The following is a 22161-nucleotide window of genomic DNA, read 5'->3' as shown; positions in this document are numbered from 1 at the left end:
CGCCAAGGGTTCCACCGGGATCCGGGCCGAGGCGCATTTTTAGCACGGTGCGCGCGCCGAGGGCGAGGCCGGCGCCTGGAGCGACGGCTGGCGCGCCAGCACCGCCGCGCGCGCGCCGGCATCGACGATGCGGCCGGCTTCCATCAGCACGACGGTGTCGAAGCGCTCGAGCAGGCTCAGCCGATGGACCGATGCGATCACGCAGGCCTCGGGAAAGGCCGCCGCAATGCGCTCCAGCACGCGGCCTTCGGTCGCTGCATCCAGCGCGCTGGTCGGTTCGTCGAGCAGCAGCAGCGAGCTGCCTTTCGCGGCCAGCACGCCGCGCGCAAGGCACAGGCGCTGCCGCTGCCCGCCGGACAGATTGAAGCCGCGTTCGGATAGCGGCGTGTCCAGATCGCCGCGCGTGGCCGCGAGCACTTCGTCGAAGGTGCTGGCATGCAGCGCGGCCCGGATCGCATCGTCATCGAGCGGCTGGCCGAAGCCCAGGTTCTCGCGCACGCTGGCCTCGAAGACCTCGGTTTCCTGCGGGATCAGGGTCGCGATGCTGCGCAGCCGCGGCCAGGCCGTGGGCTCGCCGTCGATTGCCAGCGTGCCGCCTTGCGGCGCATACAGCCCGGCCAGCACGCGCAGCAGCGTGCTCTTGCCGCCGCCGCTGGGCCCGACGAGCGCAACGCGCTGGCCGCGCCGCAGCATGAGCGCGAGCTCGTGCAGGCCGCTCGGCACATGCTCGGTGACCGCCTCGGTGCCGCGCGGCCGGTAGTTCCAGACCAGTCCGTCGACCTGCAGCGTGCGCCAGGCTGCATCGCGATCGATGCGTTCCTGCGCCAGGTCGTCCGCGCGCGACGGCGCCTGCCAGATCGGCGCCGCGCTGCCGTAGTCGGTGTGCATGCGCGCGAAGAAGCTGAAGTTGGCCGCCATCGAGGTCACGACGCTCGCGGCCTGCTGCGCGTACTGGTAGATCATGAACACCGCACCCAGCATCACCGTCTGGCCCGGCGTGCGCGACTGCCAGACGTAGACCACGACCAGGCCCCAGGTCAGCGCCAGCCCCATGACATCGACCGAGAACCACTTGCCCTCGTTGAGCACCACCGTGCGCTTGAGCGGGGCCGAGATGGCAGCCATGCGCCGGCCCAGCAGCAGGCGCGAGGCGGCCGAGAGCCGGAGGCCGATCACGGTCGAGGCATTGGCCAGGAAGTCGAGCAGCGCCGCGACGTAGCGCCGGTCGGCATCGTTCTCGGCGCGGGCCAGCCGCATCAGTGCGCGGTCGAAGCGCACGATGACGATCGCGATCACCACGTAGCCCGCGATCGCCATCGCGCCGCTGGTGCGCGAGAGCAGCGTGAGCGCGATCAAGGGCCCGATGAAGTTGACGATGTTGGTGAGGTAGATGAACTGGTTCTGCGCGAAGTCCGACAAGGCGCGGCTCGCCTGGTGCACGCGGTGCTGCAGCTCGCCGGAATGGTGGCCATCGTGCCAGGCGAGCGACGCGGCGGCGATGCGCGCATAGAGCGCATCGGCCAGCGCCTCGCGCACGCGCAGACCCACGTTGCGCTCGAGGATGCGCCCTGGGCCGTGGACAACCCACGACAGCACGTAGATCCCCGCCAGCGCCGCGATCCAGCGTCCGGAGCGCGCGATGTCGCCGGTCTGCAGCGCATTGATGGCCTGCGCCGCGAGCCACGGCATCGTGAGCCGCAGCAGTTGGGAGCCGGTGAGCAGCGCGGTCGCGCCGAGCAGCTGCCCGCGCTTGCCCTCGGCGTGGCGCCACAGCGCGCCGTAGAGCTCGCCCATGGCGCCCATCGCATGGCCCGGTGCAGCTGCAACGCTCATGCCAGGCGGCCGCCGCTACTTCAGCGGGATCGGCGTGCCCCGGTCGATCGGCACCGCGGTCACGCTGTTCTTCGGCGAACCGTCGATCAGCAGGTCGGAGTAGGTGAGGTAGACCAGGGTGTTGCGCGCCGGATCGACCATGCGCACCACGCGCAGCCGCTTGAACAGGATCGACAGCCGTTCGCTGTAGACCTCTTCGCGCTTCGGCAAAGGCTGGGTCACGCGCACCGGGCCGACCTGGCGGCAGGCGATGGAGGCCTCGGCCTTGTCCTCGGCCAGGCCGAAGGCACCCGAGAGCCCGCCGGTCTTGGCGCGCGAGACATAGCAGGTCACGCCGCTCACCTTGGGGTCGTCGTAGGCCTCGACCACGATCTTGTGGTCCGGCCCGATCAGCTTGAAGGCGGTGTCGACCTCGCCGACCGGTTCGGCCAGCGCACTCGCGGCCAGCGCGGCGCAGCACAACAGTGCGAGAAGAGGATGCCTCATACGATGTCGAGCGTGTGAACGCGGTCGAAGCTGCCGCGCCGCCGGTCTTCGAAGTAGTGCTCCAGCGCCGCGCGAACGGTGCGGAAGGCGATCTCCTCCCAGGGAATCTCTTCCTCGGTGAAGAGCCTGGCCTCGAGGGTCTCGTGGCCCGGATCGAACTTCTCGCTCAGGAGCCGTGCGCGATAGAAGAGATGCACCTGGCCCACGCGCACCACGCTCATCACCGCGAACAGGCCTTCCATCTCGTACTCGGCGCCGGCTTCCTCGTCGGTCTCGCGCGCCGCGCCCTGCTCGGTGGTCTCGCCCAGTTCCATGAAGCCGGCCGGCAGCGTCCACTTGCCCCAGCGCGGCTCGATGTTGCGCTTGCACAGCAGCACGCGTTCGCCCAGCACGGGAATGGTGCCGACCACGTTCAGCGGGTTCTCGTAGTGCACCGTATGGCACGCCGGACAGATGGCGCGCTCCTTGGTGTCGCCGTCGTCGGGCAGGCGGTAGACCACCGCGGTCCCGCAGTTCTTGCAATGCTTGATGGGGACGCGCAGGAGCATCTTCAGCCCGCGCGCCGGGCCGCCCCAAGGGCGGGCTGCGCGCCCTCGGGGGGCAGCGAATACACGAAGTGATGAGCGTGGGGGCCCATTGCTTCAGATGACTTTGACAGTCAGGGTCGGCAGGCCGGTGACCTCGCCGACCATCGTGTCGCCGGCCATCACCGCGGCCACGCCTTCGGGCGTGCCGGTGAAGATCAGATCGCCGGGCGCGAGCTCCCAGGCGGCCGACAGGTGCTCGATGGTCTCGGCGATGCTCCAGATCAGCTTGCTCACGTTGCTGCGCTGGCGGTCCTTGCCGCCGACCTGCACCGAGATCTCGGCCTTCTCGACATCGCCGGCCTGCGCCACCGGCACGATCGGGCCGATCGGCGCGCTCTGCTCGAAGCTCTTGCCGATGTCCCAGGGGCGCCCCTGCTTCTTCATCTCGCCCTGCAGGTCGCGGCGCGTCATGTCCAGGCCGACCGCGTAGCCGAAGATGTGCTTGTGGGCATCGGCCGCCAGGATGTTCTTTCCGCCGGTGCCGATGGCCGCCACCAGCTCGATCTCGTGGTGCAGGTTCTTGGTGAGAGTCGGGTAGGCCATGGTGCCGGTCTCGCCGGCGGCGACCACCACCACGGCGTCGGCCGGCTTCATGAAGAAGAAGGGCGGCTCGCGGCCGGTAAAGCCCATTTCCTTCGCATGCTCTTCGTAGTTGCGGCCCACGCAGTAGATGCGGTGCACGGGGAAGCGGCCTGCCTGGCCGACCACGGGAATGGAGACCACCGGCGGCGGCGTGAAAACGTATTCGGAAGCCATGGGGAAAAACGTCCTTTTCAGCGAAAGCGGCAGTGTGCCAGAGGGCCGGGCGCGCTGCCCGGGTTTGGCACCCCCCCGGGGCCGGGGCTATGCTTCACACCATGATGAAGCTTCATTCCTACTTCCGCTCCTCGGCCTCGTTCCGGGTACGAATCGCGCTGAACCTCAAGGGCCTCGACTACGACTACATCCCGGTGCACATCGCGCGCGGCGAGCACAAGACCGGGCCCTTCTCCGCCATCTCGGCCGACATGCTGGTCCCGCTGCTCGAAGACGAGGGCGAGCGCTTTTCGCAGTCGATGGCGATCATCGAATACCTGGACGAAGTGCATCCCGAACCGGCGCTGCTGCCGCACGATCCGGTGGGCCGCGCGCGCGTGCGGGCGCTGGCGCAGTCGATCGCCTGCGAGATCCATCCGCTCAACAACCTGCGCGTGCTCAAGTACCTGGTGCGCGAGCTCAAGCTCGACGAGGCGGCCAAGAACGCGTGGTATCGCCACTGGGTGCGCGAGGGCATGCTGGCCTTCGAACGCCAGCTCGCGCAGCATCCCGCCGGCCTCTATTGCTGGGGCAGCGCGCCCACGCTGGCCGACTGCTGCCTGGTGCCGCAGGTCTTCAACGGCCAGCGCTTCGACTGCGACTTCAGCGGCATGCCGCGTACCATGGCGGCCTTCGAGGCCTGCATGCAGCTCGATGCCTTCCAGCGCGCCCAGCCCTCGCGCTGCCCCGACGCAGAAGCATGAACGCTGCCGACTGGCTGGTGCCCGACTGGCCAGCGCCGGCTGGCGTGCATGCGCTGTGCACCACGCGCCGAGGCGGAGTCTCTGGCGGCAACTACCGCGGACTGAACCTCGGGGATCACGTTGGCGATGCACCGGCCGATGTGGCAGCCAACCGGGCGCTTCTGCGCCAGGCCATCGGCGCGCGGGCCGTGTTTCTCCGGCAGGTGCATGGCACGCAGCTGCTGCCGCTCGATGCGTCCACGCCGGATGGCGAGGCCGCCGACGCCTGCACCACCAGCGCCAGCGGCGTGGCCTGCACGATCATGGTCGCCGATTGCCTGCCGGTGCTGTTCACCGACGAACAAGGCCGACGCGTGGCCGCCGCGCATGCGGGTTGGCGCGGCTTGGCGGCCGGGGTGCTCGAACGGACGGTGGAGAGCTTCGGCGCGGACGACCGGCTCATGGCCTGGCTCGGGCCCTGCATCGGGCCCGATGCCTTCGAGGTCGGCGACGAGGTGAAGGCGGCCTTCGATGCCGGCGCCCCTGAAGCCGCTCGATGCTTCAAGTCCGCTGGACAACCCGGCAAATGGCTGGCCGACCTGGCCGGCCTGGCCCGCCAGCGCCTGCGGGCGGCCGGCGTGACGCAGCTTCACGGCAACGACAGCTCCGAGGCTTGGTGCACGGTGCACAACCCGTTACTCTTTTTCTCGCACCGGCGGGACCGCGTCAGCGGGCGTTTCGCGGCCTGCATCTGGCGCGGCTGAAGCGTTCGCGCCAGCCCGGAACGCGGCTTCGCGTTCGGCCGCTTCGCGTTCGCGCAGCGCCCGCCGCCGTGCCGGCGTGGCCATCAGGTAAACCACCAGTGCCACCGGCGCCAAGCCGTAGAGTAGAAAGGTGAAGACCGCGCCGAGCACGGTGCCGGTGGTGTTGGTGGCTTCTGCGACCGCCATCATCAGGGCGACATACAGCCAGGCGATGACGACGAGGTGCATAGACGATTGTTTCAGGAAGGTATAGCGGGGCTTGCTGGTCGGGCCCCTGCGAATGCAGCATACTCAAAACCCGTTGCCATGAGGCGAGTCAGGCGAGGAACCAGGAGACGTCATGAGACCAGAACAACAGGCCGCGGCAGCCGATAGTTTCGCGCCCTTCCAGCAGGCGCTGACCCAAGGATGGGGGAAGGCGCTCGAATCCTTCCAGTCGCTCGGCGCCGGCGGCAACGCGGGCGCCCCGTGGGAGATGCCGAAGTTCTCGTTGTCCGCCGAGAAACTGCAGCAGTTGCAGCAGCAGTACGTCGAAGAGGCCACCGAGCTGTGGCGCCAGGACCTCGCGGCCCGCGCCGGCGGCGACAGGCGCTTTGCGGGCGAGGCCTGGGGCAGCAATCCGGTCTCGGCCTTTTCGGCGGCGGTCTACCTGCTCAACACGCGCACGCTGCTCGGCATGGCCGAGGCCGTCGAAGCCGACGAGAAAACCCGCTCCCGCCTTCGCTTCGCGGTCGAGCAGTGGACGGCCGCCTCGGCGCCCAGCAACTACTTCGCTTTCAACGCCGAGGCGATGAAGAAAGCCCTCGACACGCAGGGCGAGAGCATCGCCAAGGGCATCCAGAATCTCCTGCACGACGTGCAGCAGGGCCACCTGAGCATGACCGACGAAAGCGCTTTCGAGGTCGGCCGCAACGTCGCGACCACCGAAGGCTCCGTGGTGTTCGAAAACGAGCTGTTCCAGCTGCTCGAATACAAGCCGCTCACCGCCAAGGTCTACGAGCGGCCGCTGCTCCTGGTGCCGCCTTGCATCAACAAGTTCTACATCCTCGACCTGCAGCCCGAGAACTCGCTGATCCGCTATGCGGTGGAGCAGGGCCACCGCGTGTTCGTCGTGAGCTGGCGCAATCCCGATGCATCGATGGCCCAGTACACCTGGGACCGCTACATCGAGGACGCCGCGATCAAGGCGATCCAGGTTACGCGGGAGATCACCGGCCAGGACAAGAAGGGTGGGCAGATCGACACGCTGGGCTTCTGCGTCGGCGGCACCATCCTCTCGACCGCGCTGGCGGTGCTGGCGGCGCGCGGCGAGCAGCCGGCGGCGTCCGTAACGCTGCTGACCACCTTGCTCGACTTCGTCGACACCGGCGTGCTCGACATCTTCATCGACGAGGGCTTCGTGCAGTTCCGCGAGATGCAGATGGGCCAGGGCGGCCTTCTGCAGGGCGGCGAGCTCGCCTCGACCTTCAGCTTCCTCAGGCCCAACGATCTGGTGTGGAACTATGTGGTCGGCAACTACCTGAAGGGCGAGACCCCGCCGCCCTTCGACCTGCTCTACTGGAACAGCGACGCCACCAACCTGCCGGGCCCGATGTACTGCTGGTACCTGCGCAACACCTATCACGAGAACAAGCTGGCCCAGCCCGGCGCGCTCACCGTGGCCGGCGAGAAGATCGACCTCGGTCGCATCGAGGCGCCGGTCTACATCTATGGCTCGCGCGAAGACCACATCGTGCCGATCGGCGGCGCCTACGCCTCGACGCAGGTGCTGTCGGGCAAGAAGCGCTTCGTGATGGGCGCCTCGGGCCACATCGCCGGCGTGATCAACCCGCCGGCCAAGAAGAAGCGCAGCCACTGGATCCGCGCCGACGGCAAGCTGCCGAAGACACAGGCCGAGTGGCTGGCCGGCGCGACCGAGCATCCCGGCAGCTGGTGGACCGACTGGTCCGCCTGGCTCAAGACCCATGCGGGCAAGCAGATCCCTGCCCCCAAGACCTACGGCAAGGGCAGCGCCTACAAGGCGATCGAGCCGGCGCCCGGTCGCTACGTCAAGGCAAAGGCCTGAACTTCACTTTTTTTCAATAGCAGCCTCGGAGAGCACACCATGGAAGACATCGTCATCGTTTCAGCCGCACGTACCGCTGTCGGCAAGTTCGGCGGATCGCTGGCCGGGATTTCGGCCACCGAGCTCGGCGCCATCGTCATCAAGGAGGTGCTGGCGCGCGCCAAGGTCGGCAGCGACCAGATCGGCGAAGTCATCATGGGCCAGGTGCTGGCGGCGGGTGCCGGCCAGAACCCGGCGCGCCAGGCGCTCGTGAAAAGCGGCATCACCAAGGAAACGCCGGCGCTCACCATCAATGCCGTGTGCGGTTCGGGCCTCAAGGCCGTGATGCTGGCGGCGCAGGCGGTGGCCACCGGCGACAGCGAGATCGTCGTCGCGGGCGGGCAGGAGAGCATGAGCCTGGCGCCCCACGTGCTGCCCAACTCGCGCAACGGCCAGCGCATGGGCGACTGGAAGCTGGTCGACACGATGATCATCGACGGCCTGTGGGACGTCTACAACCAGTACCACATGGGCATCACGGCCGAGAACGTGGCCAAGAAGTACGACATCAGCCGCGCCGCGCAGGACGAGCTCGCGCTCGGCAGCCAGACCAAGGCGGCCGCCGCGCAGGATGCCGGCAAGTTCAAGGACGAGATCGTCGCCGTCAACATCCCGCAGAAGAAGGGCGATCCGCTGGTCTTCAACCAGGACGAGTTCATCAATCGCAAGACCAGCGCCGAGGGCCTGGCCGGCCTGCGCCCGGCCTTCGACAAGGCCGGCGGCGTGACCGCGGGCAATGCCTCGGGCCTGAACGACGGCGCCGCCGCCGTGTTGGTGATGACCGCCAAGAAGGCGGCCGCGCTGGGCCTGAAACCGCTCGGCCGCATCGCGAGCTACGCGAGCACCGGCCTCGACCCGGCCTTCATGGGCATGGGCCCGGTGCCTGCTTCGACCAAGGCGCTGCAGCGCGCCGGCTGGAAGCCGCAGGACCTCGACGTGCTCGAGATCAACGAGGCCTTCGCCGCGCAGGCCTGCGCCGTCAACCGCGAGATGGGCTGGGATGTGAACAAGGTCAACGTGAACGGCGGCGCCATCGCCATTGGCCACCCGATCGGTGCCTCCGGCTGTCGCATCCTGGTGACGCTGCTGCACGAGATGCAGCGCCAGAACGCGAAGAAGGGCATCGCCTCGCTGTGCATCGGTGGCGGCATGGGGGTGGCGCTCACGATCGAACGCTGAAGCGTCCATCACCACCCCTGAAAGCGCCGCGCAACACGCGGCGCTTTCACTTGCGATCCGCTGGCGCCGGGAGCAAACTGAGGAGACGGCCGGGCCGAGCATGCCGAGCCGCTGTTCGAACCAGGGCCCGTGGCTTCGCACAAGGAGCATGCCATGTCCATTCCTTCGCATCTGTCCGACTACCTCGAACAGCGCGGCACACGCTACGAGGTTTGCATGCATGAGCACAGCCGCACCAGCGCGGAGACGGCTCACAACGCCCATGTTCCTCCGGGTCAACTGGCCAAATCGGTCATCCTCGAGGACGAAACGGGCTGCGTGATGGCCGTCGTTCCCGCCGACAAGATGGTCATGCTGGGCGAGTTCTCCCGCATACTCGGCCGCCACAGGCTGAGGCTGGCCGACGAAGCCCGCGTTGCGACGCTGTTCGAGGACTGCGAACCCGGTGCGATACCGCCGATCGGCATGGCCTGGGGTATCCAGACCATCGTCGACGACGAACTCGAGACCAGCGACGTCGTCTACATGGAAGGCGGCGATCACGAGCGGCTGCTGCGGATGTCGCGCGAGCAGTTTCACGAGCTGATGCGCGCTCAGCCGCACGGGAATTTCTGCAAGTCGCCGACGCATTGAGTGCGATGTCGGAAGCCGTCATTGGCTGGCAATGGTCACTGCGACCTTCCGGTTCTACGAGGAGCTGAACGACTTTCTGGCACGCGAGCGGCGCGGGCACGAGTTCTCCTGCACGTGCGCGCGGGCGGCGACCGCCAAGCACATGATCGAGGCGCTCGGTGTGCCGCACACAGAGGTCGAGCTGGTGCTGGTCAACGGCGAGTCGGCCGGATTCGGGGTGTTGCTGAGCGATGGCGATCGGGTCGCCGTGTTTCCGAAGTTCGAAGCGCTCGATGTCACGCCGCTGCTGCGCGTTCGCGAGCATGCGCTGCGCGTCACGCGCTTCGTCGCCGATGCGCATCTGGGCGGGCTCGCTCACCTGCTGCGCATGACCGGGTTCGATACCCTGTACGACAACCATTTCCGCGACGAAGAGATCGAGCGTATCGCTGTAGCGCAGGGGCGCATCGTGCTGACGCGGGATCGGGAGCTGCTCAAGCGCCGTGGGATCACGCATGGCTGCTACGTGCATGCCTTGCGATCGGCCGAGCAGTTGCGCGAGATCTTCGATCGACTCGACCTGGCGCGTGGTGCGCGGCCGTTCACGCTGTGTCTGAACTGCAACACGCCCTTGCATGGGATCGACAAGGCGCTGGTCACATCGACGCTGCCACCGGCGGTGCGCGAGCGCTACCAACGTTTCAGCGTATGCGATGTTTGCCGTCGCGTGTTCTGGGAGGGGTCGCACTGGCAGCGCATGCGCGTTATGGTGGATGGGTTGCTGGCGGAGTGATGGCCGACAGCGCTCGGAACGTCACGGACCTCGTAGCCACCGGATAGGGCCTTTCGTGACCATGATCGGCAGCCCGCCGACTGGCTCGATGGCTGTGGTCGGGCACTGGCCTTGCGTACCGTCAGCTATTGCACTGAAAACGAGGGGACCCCGGGACAACTATTCGCTCGGGATGCGGATGTTGGGGAACGCATCTGCGACTTCGTTGCGACCGACGTCGGCGTCGTACCAGCAAATCGTCCCCTCTTTCTCGTCGCGAGTCTGCTTGTGCGTACCGTCGCAGAAGGGCTGGGTCGCCGACAGGCCACAGCCGCAGATGAATTTCGTCTCGCCGCCAATGGTCACTGGATAGGGTTTGCTGCGCGTGCGCATCACCAGTCTTGTCATGATTGCCTCCGACGGGTTAGAAGCGGCAAAAGGATCAACTCGAGTGAGCCGAGTCGACAATTCAGTATAGTCCGCGCTGCCCGGGACAAGCGCCTGATACTCACCGCTCAAGCTCCGAAGATCGCGTCCTACTTAGGACGATGGAGTAAAGGCCCAGCAGCAACTCGGACTTGTCAGCGCAGTCTGGTCGAGCATCAACGCGCACTAACCATGGCTGCCGACAAAGGGGCTTGCGCGACTTGACCTTGGAGGTCATTGCGGCGCCGCGCGCCGCGCGCGAGAGTGGCCCCATGACATCCGCTCTTCCCGTCCCTCGCTCCGGCTGGCCCACGCTGCTGCTGCTCTTGAGCGGCACCTTCATGGTGGTGCTCGATTTCTTCATCGTGAACGTCGCGCTGCCTTCGATCCAGCATGACCTGAAGGCCAGCGACAGCGCCCTGCAGCTGGTGGTCGCAGGCTACGGCCTCGCGAACGCGGCCGGGCTCATCACCGGCGGGCGGCTCGGCGATCTGTTCGGACGCCGCCGCATGTTCATGCTGGGCCTGCTGCTGTTCACGCTTGCCTCGGCCGCCTGTGGCCTGGCGCAGGGCACGACGACGCTCATTGCGGCGCGCATCGTGCAGGGCTTGGCCGGCGCCTTGCTGCAGCCGCAAGTGCTGGCGATGCTGGGCTTGGTCTTCACCGGCGAGGCGCGCGCCAAGGCTTTCGGCGCCTACGGCGTGGCGCTGGGCCTGGCTGCGGCGCTCGGCCAGCTGGTGGGTGGGCTGCTGATCCATGCCGACTTCGCGCAGCTGGGCTGGCGGATGTGCTTCCTGATCAACTTGCCGATCGGCCTGGCCGGGTTGCTGTTCGGCCTGCGCTTTATTCCGCCTTTCGCGCCCGAGGCGCGCAGCCGGCTCGACGTGCCCGGCGCGCTGTGGGTCGCGCTGGCACTGGCCGCGGTGCTGTGGCCGCTGGTCGAGGGCCGGCAGCAGGGCTGGCCCCTGTGGAGCGTGCTCACGCTGATCGTCGCGCTGCCGCTGATCGCCGGGCTGGCGCTGCATCAACGCCGGCTGGAGCAGCGTGGCGGCAATCCGCTGATCGCGCCGGCGCTGTTCCGCCTGCCGGCTTTCGTTATCGGGCTGGGCGTGACGCTCGCGTTCTTTGCCGGCAATGCATCGTTCTACTTCGTGCTCGCGCTCTACCTGCAGCAGACCCTCGGGCTCGAGGCGCTGGCCTCGGGCCTGGTCTTCACGGTGCTTGCGGTGGGCTTCTTCGCGACCTCGATGACGGCGAAGAAGCTGGCCGCTCGGCTCGGTCCGCAAACGATCGCGATCGGCGCCTTGCTGCTGGCCGCGGGACACGGGCTGATGATCGCGGTCGTGCTGACGCACCCCGGCAGCGGGGCGGTGGCCTGGCTGCTGCCGGTGTTGTGCCTGCAGGGGGCAGGGCTCGGCATGATCATCGCGCCGCTGATGTCGGCGGTGCTGGCCAGCGTGCCCGCGGCCCATGCGGGCGTGGCGGCCGGCGTGGCTTCCACCGTGCAGCAGGTCGGCAACTCGCTCGGCGTGGCGCTGATCGGCATCCTGTTCTACGCGGGCTGGACGGAGCCGCGGCTCGCCTTCGTCGCCTCGACGGTCTACCTGCTGCTGCTCGCGCTGGCGGTGGCGGCGCTGTTCCAGCGGCTGCTGTGTGCGCCTCAGCCGGCAGAGGCGTCTTGCGCCGCGTAGTGCGCGCAGAGGGTATCGACCAGGGCCTGCGCATAGGTGGGAAGCGTGGCGCGGTCGCGGACCAGCAGGTAGCGCTCGCGCACGCACCAGGGATCGCTGAGTTCGATCAACGCGAGCCGCATGCTCTCGAGATTGCGGCGCGCGGCCGACTCGGGCACCACGCCGATGCCCACGCCGCTGCCGATCATGCGGCACATGGCATCGAAGCCGCCGAGCTGGATGCGCAGCTTCTGGCTCTTGCCCAGGCTTTCAGTGATCTGCGCCAGGAAGGCGTGCAGCGTGCTGCCCTGCTGCATGCCGACGGCGTCCTCGTCCAGCGTCTCGGCAAAGGCGATGCGGCGGCGCCGCGCGAAGCGGTGCTTGCGCGAGGTCACGAGCACCAGCCGGTCGGTACTGAAGTGGATCGCCTCCAGCCCCAGCGTGTCGACGCGCCCGGCGACGATGCCGATGTCGGCGCGGCCGTCGAGCACGCCGTGCGGGATCTGGGTGTTCGGTTTTTCCTGAAGGTCGATGTTGATCCGCGGGTGCCGGGCCAGGAAGCCCGGCAGGATCTCGGGCATGAAATCGCTGACCGCCGTGGTGTTGGCGAACACCCGCAGATGACCGCGCAGGCCCTCGCCGTACTCGGCCAGTTCGGAGCGCAGCTGCCCGGCCTGGTGCAGCATCAGCCGCGCGTGGTGGAGAAAGGCCTCGCCCGGCGGCAGCAGGCGCACGCCGCGCGCTTCGCGCGACAGCAGCGCCAGCCCGGACTGCGCCTCCAGCGCCTTGATGCGCGCGCTGGCTGCGGCCAGCGACAGGTGCTGGCGTTCGGCCGCGCGCGTGAGGCTGCCCAGCTCCGCCGCGGCGACGAAAAGACGCAGGTCGGTCAGGTCGAAATGCATGGGTGCATCCTAGCAAGCCTTCGGAAATCCTGAAGGCTCGGTCTCGAAATCGAAGATTGCGCGCAGGTGCCGCCATGGCCACCATGCGGGTGGGGGCGTGGCTTGAACGCCCAAACGCAACGGAGACACAAATGAGCTTTCGCGCACTCGCGCTTCTTCTGGCTGCTGCTGCCGCGCTATGGCCGGTCGGGCACGCGGCCGTACAAACCGGCTATCCCTCGCGCCCGATCACGCTGGTCGTGCCGCAGGCGGCCGGCGGCACCAACGACATCGTCGGCCGCCTGGTCGGCCAGAAGATCGCCGAGGTGCTGGGCGCCAGCGTGGTGGTGGACAACCGGCCCGGCGCCGGCGGCAACATCGGCACACAGCTGGTGGCCAAGGCGCCGAAGGACGGCTACACGCTGCTCATGACCATCAGCAGCAGCCAGGCCATCAACCCCGCGCTCTACAAGAACCCGGGCTTCGATCCGGTCAAGGATTTCCGCCCCGTGGGCCTGATCGGCGCGGTGCCCAACGTGCTGCTGGTCAACCCGTCGTTCCCGGCCAGGTCGCTCGGCGAGCTGCTTGCGCTCGCGAAGCGCAAGGACGCGGCCTACCAGTACGCCTCGGCCGGCAACGGCACGCTCAACCACCTGCTCGGCGAGATGCTCAACAGCATGGCGGGCATCCAGCTGCAGCACGTGCCTTACAAGGGCGTGGCGCCCGCCATCAACGATGTGCTCGGTGGCCAGCTGCCGATCGTGTTCGCGAGCCTGCCCTCGGCGCTGCCGCACATCAAGGCCGGCAAGCTGCGCGCGTTGGCGGTGAGCGGCGACAAGCGCTCGCCGGTGCTGCCGGACGTGCCCGCCATCGCCGAATCGGTGCCGGGCTACAACGGCACGCTGTGGATCGGCCTGTTCGCACCGGCCGGCGTGCCGCAGGACGTGCTCGCCAAACTGCAGGACGCGACGCAGAAGGCCATGGTCGCGCCGGACCTGCGCGAAAAGCTCGACCAGCAGGGCGTCGAGATCGCGGCGCCGACCTCGCCCGAGCAGTTCACGAAGCTGCTGCAGGACGACATCGCCAAGTGGGCGCGGATCGTCAAGGCTTCCGGCGCCGCCGTGGATTGAACGCATGGCCCTCTCTCAACACCCTTCAGTGATCGATGCCGAGGCATTGGCCCGCCTGCAGGCCTGGCAGGGCCGCAGCGAAACGCTGGCCGACGAGGTCACGGCCGCGCCGGTGCGCGCGCTGGCGGCCACGCTGGACCGCGACGATCCTGCCCCCGGGCAGGGCACGCGGCTGCCCGAGCTCTGGCACTGGCTCTACTTCCTGCCGCACCACCGTCAATCCGAGATCGGCCCCGACGGCCACGCCAAGCGCGGCGGCTTCCTGCCGCCGGTGCCGCTGCCGCGCCGCATGTGGGCCGGCGGTCGACTGGCGTGGGAGGCAGGCAATCCGCTCGTGGTCGGCGATGCGCTCGAACGTACATCGACCATCGCTTCGGTCTCGCACAAGGCAGGCCGCAGCGGCGAGCTGGTCTTCGTGTTGGTGCGCCACGAGGTCCGCAATGCGCGCGGCCTGGTGCTGACCGAGGAGCACGACATCGTCTACCGTGCAGCGCCGGCCGCGGGCGAAGCCGCGCCGCCGCCCATCCCGGCACCGAAGGACGCGGCATTCAGCCGCGAGATCGTGCCTGACGACGTGCTGCTGTTCCGTTATTCGGCGCTCACCTTCAACGGCCACCGCATCCACTACGACCGGCGCTACGTGACCGAGGTCGAGGGCTACCCGGGCCTGATCGTGCACGGCCCGCTGATCGCCACGCTGCTGGTCGACCTGCTGCGGCGCGAGAAGCCGCAGGCCACGTTGTCGAAGTTCGAGTTCCGCGCGGTGCGACCCACCTTCGACACCGCTTCCTTCCGCGTGCATGGCCGCCCCGAGGCCGACGGCAAGAGCTTCCGGCTGTGGGCCGAAGACGCCGACGGCTGGCTCGCGATGCAAGCCACCGCCACCCTGTCCTGAGAGCCTCATGAAAACCCAGATCCCCACCCCCGATGCGCATCAGGAGATGCGCGATGCCCTGCGCGCGCTCTGCGGCAGTTTCGATTCCGCCTACTGGCAGAAGGTCGATCACGAGCGCGGCTACCCCGAAGCCTTCGTGAACGCGCTGACCGAGGCCGGCTGGCTCGCCGCGCTGATCCCCGCCGACTACGGCGGCTCCGGCCTGGGCCTGGCCGAAGCCTCGGTGATCATGGAAGAGATCAACTTCGCCGGCGGCAACGCGGGCTCTTGCCACGGCCAGATGTACAACATGGGCACGCTGCTGCGCCACGGCAGCGAGGCGCAGAAGCGCCAGTACCTGCCGAAGATCGCGACCGGCGAACTGCGCCTGCAGACCATGGCCGTGACCGAGCCCACCACCGGCACCGACACCACGCAACTCAAGACCACCGCGGTGAGGAAGGGCGACCGCTACGTGGTCAACGGCCAGAAGGTATGGATCTCGCGCATCCAGCATTCCGATCTGATGATCCTCTTGGCGCGCACCACGCCGCTCGCGGAGGTGAAGAAGAAGTCGGAAGGCATGTCGATCTTCATCGTCGACCTGAAGCAGGCCATCGGCCGCGGCATGACCGTGCGGCCGATCCTCAACATGGTCAATCACGAGACCAACGAGGTCTTCTTCGACAACCTCGAGATCCCGGCCGAGAACCTGATCGGCGAGGAGGGCAGGGGCTTCAAGTACATCCTGGATGGGCTCAATGCCGAGCGCACGCTGATCGCGGCCGAGTGCATCGGCGATGCCTGGTGGTTCATCGATCGCGCGCGCCGCTACGCGAGCGACCGGCAGGTGTTCGGCCGCGCGATCGGCCAGAACCAGGGCATCCAGTTCCCGATCGCCGACAACTACATCGAGACCGAGGCGGCGAACCTCATGCGCTTCAAGGCCTGCGCGCTGTTCGACGCCGGCCAACCCTGCGGCGCCGAGGCCAACATGGCCAAGTACCTCGCGGCCAAGGCCTCGTGGGAGGCGGCCAACACCTGTCTGCAGACCCACGGCGGCTTCGGCTTCGCCTGCGAATACGACGTCGAGCGCAAGTTCCGCGAGACGCGGCTCTACCAGGTGGCACCGATCTCGACCAACCTCATCTATTCCTATGTGGCCGAGCACCTGCTGGGCTTGCCGCGCTCCTTCTGATCGGAGATCCGTCATGACACGACCTTTGGACGGCATCACCGTCGTCTCGCTCGAACACGCGATCGCGGCACCCTTCTGCACCCGCCAGCTGGCCGATCTCGGCGCTCGCGTGATCAAGGTGGAGCGGCCCGGCGGCGGCGACTTCGCGCGCGCCTACGACCAGCGCGTGGCCGGCGAGGCCTCGCACTTCATCTGGGTCAACCGCTCGAAGGAAAGTCTCACACTCGACCTTAAGCAGCCGGCCGCGCAGGCCGTGCTGCAGGAGCTGGTCGCCGGCGCCGACGTGCTGGTGCAGAACCTCGCGCCCGGCGCCGCCGCACGCATGGGGCTCGGCGCGGAGGTGCTGCAGGCGAAGCATCCGTCGCTGATCGTCTGCGACATCTCGGGCTACGGCGAGGACGGGCCCTACCGCGACAAGAAGGCCTACGACCTGCTGATCCAGAGCGAGGCGGGCTTCCTGTCGATCACCGGCACGGCCGATGCGCCCTGCAAGTCGGGCAACTCGATCGCCGACATCGCGGCCGGCATGTACGCCTACACCGGCATCCTCGCGGCGCTGCTGCAGCGGGGCAAGACCGGCAAGGGTTCGCACATCGATGTCTCGATGCTGGAGTCGCTGGCCGAATGGATGGGCTACCCGATGTACTACGCCTACGACGGCGCGCCGCCGCCGCCGCGCAGTGCGGCCTCGCACGCCACCATCTACCCCTACGGCCCCTTCGCCGCGGGCGATGGCGGCACCGTGATGCTGGGCCTGCAGAACGAACGCGAATGGCGGGCCTTCTGCGAAGGTGTGCTGATGCAGGCCGGGCTCGCGACCGATCCGCGCTTCGACAGCAACGCCAAGCGCAATGCGAACCGCGAGGTCTTGCAGGCCCTGATCCTCGAGACCTTCGCCGCGCTGAGTACGGCGCAGGTGCTCGAACGCCTCGACGCGGCGCAGATCGCCAATGCGCGCATGAACGACATGGCGGGCCTCTGGCAGCACCCGCAGCTGCAGGCGCGCGAGCGCTGGCGCGAGGTCGAGTCGCCGGCCGGTGCCATTCCCGCGCTGCTGCCACCGGGCCGGCAGAGCGCCTTCGACTACCGCATGGATGCGATTCCGGCAGTCGGCGAGCACACCGAATCCATCCTGCGTTCGATGGGCCGCAGCGAGGCCGACATCCACGCACTGCGCGGCGCGGAGGCCATCTGACATGAGCACCGAATCCCTCGCACGCTTCGCCGCCGGGCTGCGCTTCACCGACATTCCGGCGCCCGTGATTCGCCGCACCGAAGACCTGCTGGTCGACTGGTTCGGCTCCGCGATCGCAGGGCACGGCGCACGGCCGGTCGAGACCATTGCCGCCTTCGCGCGCGAGATGGGGCCCGCGGACGGCCGCAGCGAAGTGCTGGTGGGTCGCACGCGCACGAGCCCGTACTTCGCGGCCCTGGTCAATGCCGCGGCCTCGCACGTGGCCGAGCAGGACGACGTGCACAACGGCTCTGTGTTCCATCCGGCGACGGTGGTCTTCCCGGTCGCGCTGGCCTGGGCGCAGGCGCTGGGTGCCAGCGGCGAACGACTGCTCGCGGCGGCGGTCGCGGGCTACGAGGTCGGCATCCGCGTGGGCGAGTTCCTCGGGCGTTCGCACTACAAGGTGTTCCACACGACCGGCACGGCCGGCACCCTTGCGGCAGCGGCCACGGCCGGCCATCTGCTGGGGCTCGACGCGGCACGCATGCAGCATGCCTTCGGCTCGGCCGGCACGCAGTCGGCCGGGCTCTGGGAGTTCCTGCGCACCGCGGCCGATTCGAAGCAACTGCACACCGCGCATGCGGCCGCGGCCGGGCTGATGGCGGCGACGCTGGCGCGCGACGGCTTCACCGGGGCGCAGCAGATCCTCGAAGGCCCGCAGGGCATGGCCGCGGGCATGTCGCAGGATGCCGATCCAGAGCGGCTGGTCGATGGCCTGGGCACACGCTGGGCGCTGGCCGAGACCTCGTTCAAGTACCACGCCTCGTGCCGCCATACGCATCCGGCGGCCGATGCGCTGCTCGAAGTCATGCGCGCGAACGATCTGCGCGCCGAGAACCTGGCGCGCGTCACGACGCATGTGCACCAGGGCGCGATCGATGTGCTGGGGCCGGTGGTCGACCCGGCCACGGTGCACCAGTCCAAGTTCTCGATGGGTACCGTGCTCGCGCTGGTGGCGCGCTTCGGGCAGGCCGGGCTGGCCGAGTTCGACGCGCATTTTCGCGATGCCGAAACAGTGGCGCTGCGCGATCGCGTGCAGATGGTGCTCGACCCCGAGGTCGATGGCGCCTACCCGAAGCGCTGGATCGGCAAGGTCACGGTGCACACGAACGACGGCCGCGTGCTGCAGGGCCGCGTCGACGAACCCAAGGGCGACCCCGGCAACACGCTCTCCCGCGAGGAGATCACGGCCAAGGCGCTGCGGCTCGCGGCCTACAGCGGCGGCGCCAGCGAGGCGGAGATGCACGACGCCATCGAGCGGCTCTGGGACGTGGCGCGCGCGCCCTCGGTCGGCATGCTGCTGGGAGCGTCTTCATGAAGGCTGCTACACCGCTCGCATTGGCGCGTACCTTCCTCTTCGTGCCGGCCGACCGGCCCGAGCGCCATGCGCGTGCGCTGGCTTCGGGCGCCGGCGCCGTGATCGTCGATCTCGAAGATGCGGTGGCGCCCGAGCGCAAGGCGGCGGCGCGCGAGCAGCTCGCCCGCAGCCATGCGGCGCTGTCCGCTGGCGAGCGCAGCCGCCTGTTCGTGCGCGTCAATCCGTCAGGCACGGCCTGGCACGACGAAGACCGCGCGCTCGTGGCGCAGCTGTCGCGGCAAGGGCTCGCCGGCGTGGTGCTGCCCAAGGCCGAGCGTGCCGAAGAACTCGCAGCGCTGGTCGCGACGGTCGGGCCGCAGGGCGTGCTTGTGCCGTTGATCGAATCGGCCGCCGGGCTCGCCGCGCTCGATGCGCTCGCGAACGCAGCGCAGGTGCTTCGGCTTGCCTTCGGCCATCTGGACTTCCAGGCCGATCTCGGTCTGGCCTGCGAAGCCGACGAGGCCGAATTGGTGCCGGTGCGCCTTGCGCTGGTGCTGGCTTCGCGCCGCGCCGGGCTCGCAGCACCGATCGACGGCGTGTCGCCCGACTGGCGCGATCGGGAGCGGCTCCAGCTCGACTGCGCACGCGCGCGGCGCGGTGGCTTCGGCGCCAAGCTCTGCATCCATCCCGAGCAGGTGGGTCCGGTGCATGCGGCCCTCGGCCCGAGTGCCGAGCAACTGGCCTGGGCGCGGCGCGTGAACGAGGCCATGCAGTCCGCCGGCGGTGGCGTGATCAGCCTCGACGGCCGCATGGTCGACGCGCCCGTGCTGCGGCTCGCGCAACGCCTGCTCGCGCTGGAAGCGCAGGGCGCGGTCTGAATCCGGTTTTTATCGACATCAGGAGACGACGACATGGAACTGAAATCCAAAGTTCTGCTTTGCGCATCGCTGGCCGCGGGCCTGCTGGGAATGCAATCGCCCGCTGCGGCCCAGGCCGCGTGGCCCGACAAGCCCATCACGATGGTGGTGCCTTACTCGGCCGGCGGTCCGACCGACGTAGTGGCCCGCATGCTGGCGATCCCGATGGGCAAGTCGCTCGGGCAGACGGTGGTGGTCGAGAACACGGTCGGCGCCGGCGGCACCATCGCGCCCGCGCGGGTCGCGAAGGCGAAGCCCGACGGCTACACCATCCTCATCCATCACATGGGCATGGCCACCGCGCCTGCGCTCTACAAGAAGCTGTCCTATGACCCGCTCAAGGACTTCGAGTACATCGGGCAGGTGATGGACGTGCCGATGACGCTGCTGTCGCGCAAGGACTTCCCGGCCAACAACTTCAGGGAGCTGCTGACCTACGTGAAGGCCAACAAGGACAAGGTCTCGCTTGCCAATGCCGGCATCGGCGCCGTCTCGCAGCTGTGCGGCCTGCTGTTCGCGAGCCAGATCGGCGTCGACCTGACGACCGTGCCCTACAAGGGCGCCGGCCCGGCGCTCAACGACCTCATGGGCGGCCAGGTCGACCTCCTGTGCGACCAGACCACGCAGACCGCGCCGGTCATCAAGGACGGCAACCGCGTCAAGGTGTTCGGCGTGACCACGCCCAAGCGCCTGGCCAGCATGCCCGACATCCCGACGCTCGACGAGCAGGGACTCAAGGGCTTCGACGTGCGCGTGTGGCACGGCATTTACGCGCCCAAGGGCACGCCGGCCGCCGTGACCGGGAAGCTCAACGTCGCCCTGCGCGCGGCCCTGCAGGACGAGGTGGTCAAGCAGCGCCTGGCCGACCTGAGTTCGGAGATCGTGCCCATGGACAAGGTCACGCCCGAGGCGCTGCGCAGCCACCTCGCGGCCGAGACCGCCAAGTGGGGCAAGGTGATCCGCGCCGCCGGCATCCAAGGCGAGTGAGAACCTTAGGCCTCAATCGCCGAACTCGACGAACACGGGCTGGTGGTCGGATGCGCGCGTGGCCAGGTCGACCTCGATGCGGCGCACGCGCGGCGCCAGGCCGTCGCTGACGAACACGAAGTCGTAACTCACCGGATCGGGGCCGTACCTGCGGTCGAAGAGCCGGAAGGTGGGTGCGTGGGGGGCATTGCCGTGCACCAGCGGCCACGCATCCCGCAGGCGCTCGCGCAGCGTCGCGTGCGCCGGGTCCGATGCGGCCATGTTGAAGTCGCCGCAGAGGATGACTTCCTTCGCATGCAGCTTGGGCTGGAAGGGGCCCTCGTAGTCGGCCTTCGGCGGCGCTGCGGCCTGTTCGCAGGCCTCGGCGTGCAATGCGAGCAGGGCCCTTGCCTGCGCCGTGCGCTGCTTCGACGAGTAGTACTCGAGGTGCGTGGTCATCACGCGCAGGGGCCCGAGTTTGGGGCTGGTCAGCGTGAGGACGGTGCACATGCGCGGCATGCTGGTCACGTCCGGGTCGGCCGGCCAGGGCAGCGGGTGGTGCTGGACCCGGGACACCGGCAGGCGGGTCGCGATCACGTTGCCGAAACGCTGGCGCCGGCCCTCGGGGTCGAACTCGTCCACCGCGGCACCGAAGAAGAGCTGAAAGCCCGGCAGCAGCGCGCTGAGCTCGGCCGGCTGGTCGCCCGGGCCGCCGGGCATGGCGCCATAGCCCGATGCGATCTCCTGCAGGCACAGGACGTCGAAGTCGTCCATGGCGCGCGCGCCCTCGACGATGCGCTGCGGGCTCACGACGCCGTCGAGGCCGCAGCACCATTGGGTGTTCCAGGTCACGAGTTTCATTGGATGCCTGCCTTCCTTCTGTTCGAACGCGGTATATGGACGGCTTGTGACACCCCGTTGCATTGAGGGGTCAGTGTTTTCCTGAGCCGGTGGCTGCGCGAAACTTCGCTACAGTGAACAGCGCCTGTTCAGGCTCGTCAACATAAGGAACATCATGAGCAAAAGAGTCGCATACGTCACCGGGGGCATGGGAGGCATCGGAACCGCCATCTGCCAGCGCCTGCACAAGGATGGTTTCACGGTCATCGCCGGCTGCGGTCCCACGCGGGACCATGCCAAGTGGCTGGCCGAGCAGAAAGCCTTGGGCTACGAGTTCCACGCGTCGGTCGGCAATGTCGGCGACTGGCAGTCGACGGTCGAGGCCTTCACCAAGGCCAAGGCCGAACACGGCAGCATCGACGTGTTGGTCAACAACGCGGGCATCACGCGGGACCGCATGTTCCTCAAGATGACGCCCGAGGACTGGAGCGCGGTGATCGAGACCAACCTCAACAGCATGTTCAACGTCACCAAGCAGGTGGTCGCGGACATGGTCGAAAAGGGCTGGGGCCGCATCATCAACATCAGCTCGGTCAACGGCGCCAAGGGCCAGGCCGGCCAGACCAACTACTCGGCCGCCAAGGCCGGCATGCACGGCTTCACGATGGCGCTGGCGCAGGAACTGGCGGCCAAGGGCGTGACGGTGAACACCGTGAGCCCGGGCTACATCGGCACCGACATGGTCAAGGCGATCCGCCAGGAAGTGCTCGACAAGATCGTGGGCACGATTCCCGTCAAGCGGCTCGGCGAGCCCAGCGAGATCGCTTCCATCATCGCGTGGCTCGCGACCGACGAAGGCGGCTACTCGACGGGCGCCGACTTCTCGGTCAACGGCGGCCTGCACATGCACTGA

23 protein-coding genes are annotated in these 22161 nt (G+C 68.3%); 15 read left to right on the top strand and 8 right to left on the bottom strand.

Annotated elements, in window-relative coordinates; all coding sequences use genetic code 11:
• Nucleotides 1-39: 39 nt before the first annotated feature.
• The 4 genes from ACSQ9A_RS17720 to ACSQ9A_RS17705 form a co-directional block, all read right to left on the bottom strand.
• Nucleotides 40-1833, bottom strand: coding sequence for an ABC transporter ATP-binding protein (locus ACSQ9A_RS17720; RefSeq protein ID WP_436304598.1), 1794 nt, complete (start codon nucleotides 1831-1833; stop codon nucleotides 40-42).
• 15 nt (nucleotides 1834-1848) lie between these two features.
• A complete protein-coding gene (locus tag ACSQ9A_RS17715; RefSeq protein ID WP_436304597.1) occupies nucleotides 1849-2319 on the bottom strand; it encodes a CreA family protein in 471 nt (156 codons plus the stop codon).
• Entirely contained in the window at nucleotides 2316-2867 is a 552-nt protein-coding gene (locus tag ACSQ9A_RS17710) for an NUDIX hydrolase (protein ID WP_093111985.1), read from the bottom strand. Before ACSQ9A_RS17710 ends, ACSQ9A_RS17715 begins: the two co-directional genes overlap by 4 nt.
• Nucleotides 2868-2960: 93 nt before the next feature.
• Nucleotides 2961-3662, bottom strand: a complete 702-nt coding sequence (locus tag ACSQ9A_RS17705; protein WP_436304596.1) for a fumarylacetoacetate hydrolase family protein — start codon at nucleotides 3660-3662, stop codon at nucleotides 2961-2963.
• A 104-nt stretch (nucleotides 3663-3766) separates the two neighbouring features.
• Here ACSQ9A_RS17705 and maiA point away from each other — a divergent pair, with 104 nt between their 5' ends.
• Nucleotides 3767-4405 (top strand): maleylacetoacetate isomerase, encoded by a 639-nt coding sequence (maiA, locus tag ACSQ9A_RS17700; protein ID WP_436306317.1) that lies wholly within the window; start codon nucleotides 3767-3769, stop codon nucleotides 4403-4405.
• On the top strand, nucleotides 4402-5148 hold the full coding sequence (gene pgeF, locus ACSQ9A_RS17695; protein WP_093111989.1) for a peptidoglycan editing factor PgeF: 747 nt from the start codon (nucleotides 4402-4404) through the stop codon (nucleotides 5146-5148). The genes maiA and pgeF overlap by 4 nt, the downstream gene beginning before the upstream one ends.
• Here the strand turns inward: pgeF and ACSQ9A_RS17690 are convergent.
• The gene (locus ACSQ9A_RS17690) at nucleotides 5080-5376 is read right to left on the bottom strand and encodes a hypothetical protein (protein WP_436304595.1); all 297 of its coding nucleotides are present in this window, start codon (nucleotides 5374-5376) and stop codon (nucleotides 5080-5082) included. The genes pgeF and ACSQ9A_RS17690 overlap by 69 nt on opposite strands.
• A 112-nt stretch (nucleotides 5377-5488) precedes the next feature.
• Between ACSQ9A_RS17690 and phaC the strand changes: the two genes are divergently transcribed.
• The 4 genes from phaC to ACSQ9A_RS17670 all read left to right on the top strand — a co-directional run bounded on the left by phaC (nucleotide 5489) and on the right by ACSQ9A_RS17670 (nucleotide 9836).
• Nucleotides 5489-7213, top strand: a complete 1725-nt coding sequence (phaC, locus tag ACSQ9A_RS17685) for a class I poly(R)-hydroxyalkanoic acid synthase (RefSeq protein WP_436304594.1) — start codon at nucleotides 5489-5491, stop codon at nucleotides 7211-7213.
• 39 nt (nucleotides 7214-7252) lie between these two features.
• A complete protein-coding gene (locus ACSQ9A_RS17680) occupies nucleotides 7253-8431 on the top strand; it encodes an acetyl-CoA C-acetyltransferase (RefSeq protein ID WP_436304593.1) in 1179 nt (392 codons plus the stop codon).
• 153 nt (nucleotides 8432-8584) lie between these two features.
• Entirely contained in the window at nucleotides 8585-9064 is a 480-nt protein-coding gene (locus tag ACSQ9A_RS17675; protein ID WP_436294521.1) for an aminoacyl-tRNA deacylase, read from the top strand.
• A gap of 31 nt (nucleotides 9065-9095) precedes the next feature.
• Nucleotides 9096-9836, top strand: a complete 741-nt coding sequence (locus ACSQ9A_RS17670) for a Mut7-C RNAse domain-containing protein (protein ID WP_436304592.1) — start codon at nucleotides 9096-9098, stop codon at nucleotides 9834-9836.
• Between the two features lie 159 nt (nucleotides 9837-9995).
• Here the strand turns inward: ACSQ9A_RS17670 and ACSQ9A_RS17665 are convergent, their stop codons facing one another.
• Nucleotides 9996-10223 carry a CDGSH iron-sulfur domain-containing protein gene (locus ACSQ9A_RS17665; RefSeq protein WP_093112001.1) on the bottom strand — a complete coding sequence of 76 codons (228 nt, stop codon included), beginning with the start codon at nucleotides 10221-10223 and terminating at the stop codon, nucleotides 9996-9998.
• Nucleotides 10224-10513: 290 nt separating this feature from the next.
• Between ACSQ9A_RS17665 and ACSQ9A_RS17660 the strand changes: the two genes are divergently transcribed.
• Nucleotides 10514-11932, top strand: a complete 1419-nt coding sequence (locus ACSQ9A_RS17660; RefSeq protein WP_436304591.1) for an MFS transporter — start codon at nucleotides 10514-10516, stop codon at nucleotides 11930-11932.
• Here the strand turns inward: ACSQ9A_RS17660 and ACSQ9A_RS17655 are convergent.
• Nucleotides 11902-12813: a LysR substrate-binding domain-containing protein gene (locus ACSQ9A_RS17655; RefSeq protein ID WP_436294518.1), complete on the bottom strand. Its 912-nt coding sequence runs from the start codon at nucleotides 12811-12813 to the stop codon at nucleotides 11902-11904. The genes ACSQ9A_RS17660 and ACSQ9A_RS17655 overlap by 31 nt on opposite strands.
• 131 nt (nucleotides 12814-12944) lie before the next feature.
• Between ACSQ9A_RS17655 and ACSQ9A_RS17650 the strand changes: the two genes are divergently transcribed.
• The 7 genes from ACSQ9A_RS17650 to ACSQ9A_RS17620 all read left to right on the top strand — a co-directional run bounded on the left by ACSQ9A_RS17650 (nucleotide 12945) and on the right by ACSQ9A_RS17620 (nucleotide 20429).
• Complete coding sequence (locus tag ACSQ9A_RS17650) at nucleotides 12945-13922, top strand: tripartite tricarboxylate transporter substrate binding protein (protein WP_436304590.1); 978 nt, start codon at nucleotides 12945-12947, stop codon at nucleotides 13920-13922.
• A 4-nt stretch (nucleotides 13923-13926) separates the two neighbouring features.
• On the top strand, nucleotides 13927-14817 hold the full coding sequence (locus ACSQ9A_RS17645) for an FAS1-like dehydratase domain-containing protein (RefSeq protein ID WP_436304589.1): 891 nt from the start codon (nucleotides 13927-13929) through the stop codon (nucleotides 14815-14817).
• A 7-nt stretch (nucleotides 14818-14824) separates the two neighbouring features.
• Nucleotides 14825-15994, top strand: a complete 1170-nt coding sequence (locus tag ACSQ9A_RS17640; RefSeq protein WP_436304588.1) for an acyl-CoA dehydrogenase family protein — start codon at nucleotides 14825-14827, stop codon at nucleotides 15992-15994.
• Between the two features lie 13 nt (nucleotides 15995-16007).
• Nucleotides 16008-17189: a CaiB/BaiF CoA transferase family protein gene (locus ACSQ9A_RS17635; RefSeq protein ID WP_436304587.1), complete on the top strand. Its 1182-nt coding sequence runs from the start codon at nucleotides 16008-16010 to the stop codon at nucleotides 17187-17189.
• A gap of 1 nt (nucleotide 17190) precedes the next feature.
• Complete coding sequence (locus ACSQ9A_RS17630; protein WP_436304586.1) at nucleotides 17191-18546, top strand: MmgE/PrpD family protein; 1356 nt, start codon at nucleotides 17191-17193, stop codon at nucleotides 18544-18546.
• On the top strand, nucleotides 18543-19403 hold the full coding sequence (locus tag ACSQ9A_RS17625) for an HpcH/HpaI aldolase/citrate lyase family protein (RefSeq protein WP_436304585.1): 861 nt from the start codon (nucleotides 18543-18545) through the stop codon (nucleotides 19401-19403). The genes ACSQ9A_RS17630 and ACSQ9A_RS17625 overlap by 4 nt, the downstream gene beginning before the upstream one ends.
• A 90-nt stretch (nucleotides 19404-19493) precedes the next feature.
• Complete coding sequence (locus ACSQ9A_RS17620; RefSeq protein WP_436306316.1) at nucleotides 19494-20429, top strand: tripartite tricarboxylate transporter substrate-binding protein; 936 nt, start codon at nucleotides 19494-19496, stop codon at nucleotides 20427-20429.
• Nucleotides 20430-20441: 12 nt separating this feature from the next.
• Here ACSQ9A_RS17620 and ACSQ9A_RS17615 read toward each other — a convergent pair whose 3' ends face one another.
• Nucleotides 20442-21269, bottom strand: coding sequence for an endonuclease/exonuclease/phosphatase family protein (locus tag ACSQ9A_RS17615; protein WP_436304584.1), 828 nt, complete (start codon nucleotides 21267-21269; stop codon nucleotides 20442-20444).
• Nucleotides 21270-21423: 154 nt separating this feature from the next.
• On the opposite strand from ACSQ9A_RS17615, the gene phbB reads away from it, so the two are divergent.
• Nucleotides 21424-22161, top strand: a complete 738-nt coding sequence (phbB, locus tag ACSQ9A_RS17610; protein WP_436294511.1) for an acetoacetyl-CoA reductase — start codon at nucleotides 21424-21426, stop codon at nucleotides 22159-22161.

Source organism: Variovorax sp. LjRoot290, assembly GCF_964253985.1.
GTDB lineage: Bacteria > Pseudomonadota > Gammaproteobacteria > Burkholderiales > Burkholderiaceae_C > Variovorax.
The sequence above is the reverse complement of the archived record's forward strand: the minus strand, read 5'-3'. Positions and strand labels throughout refer to the sequence as shown.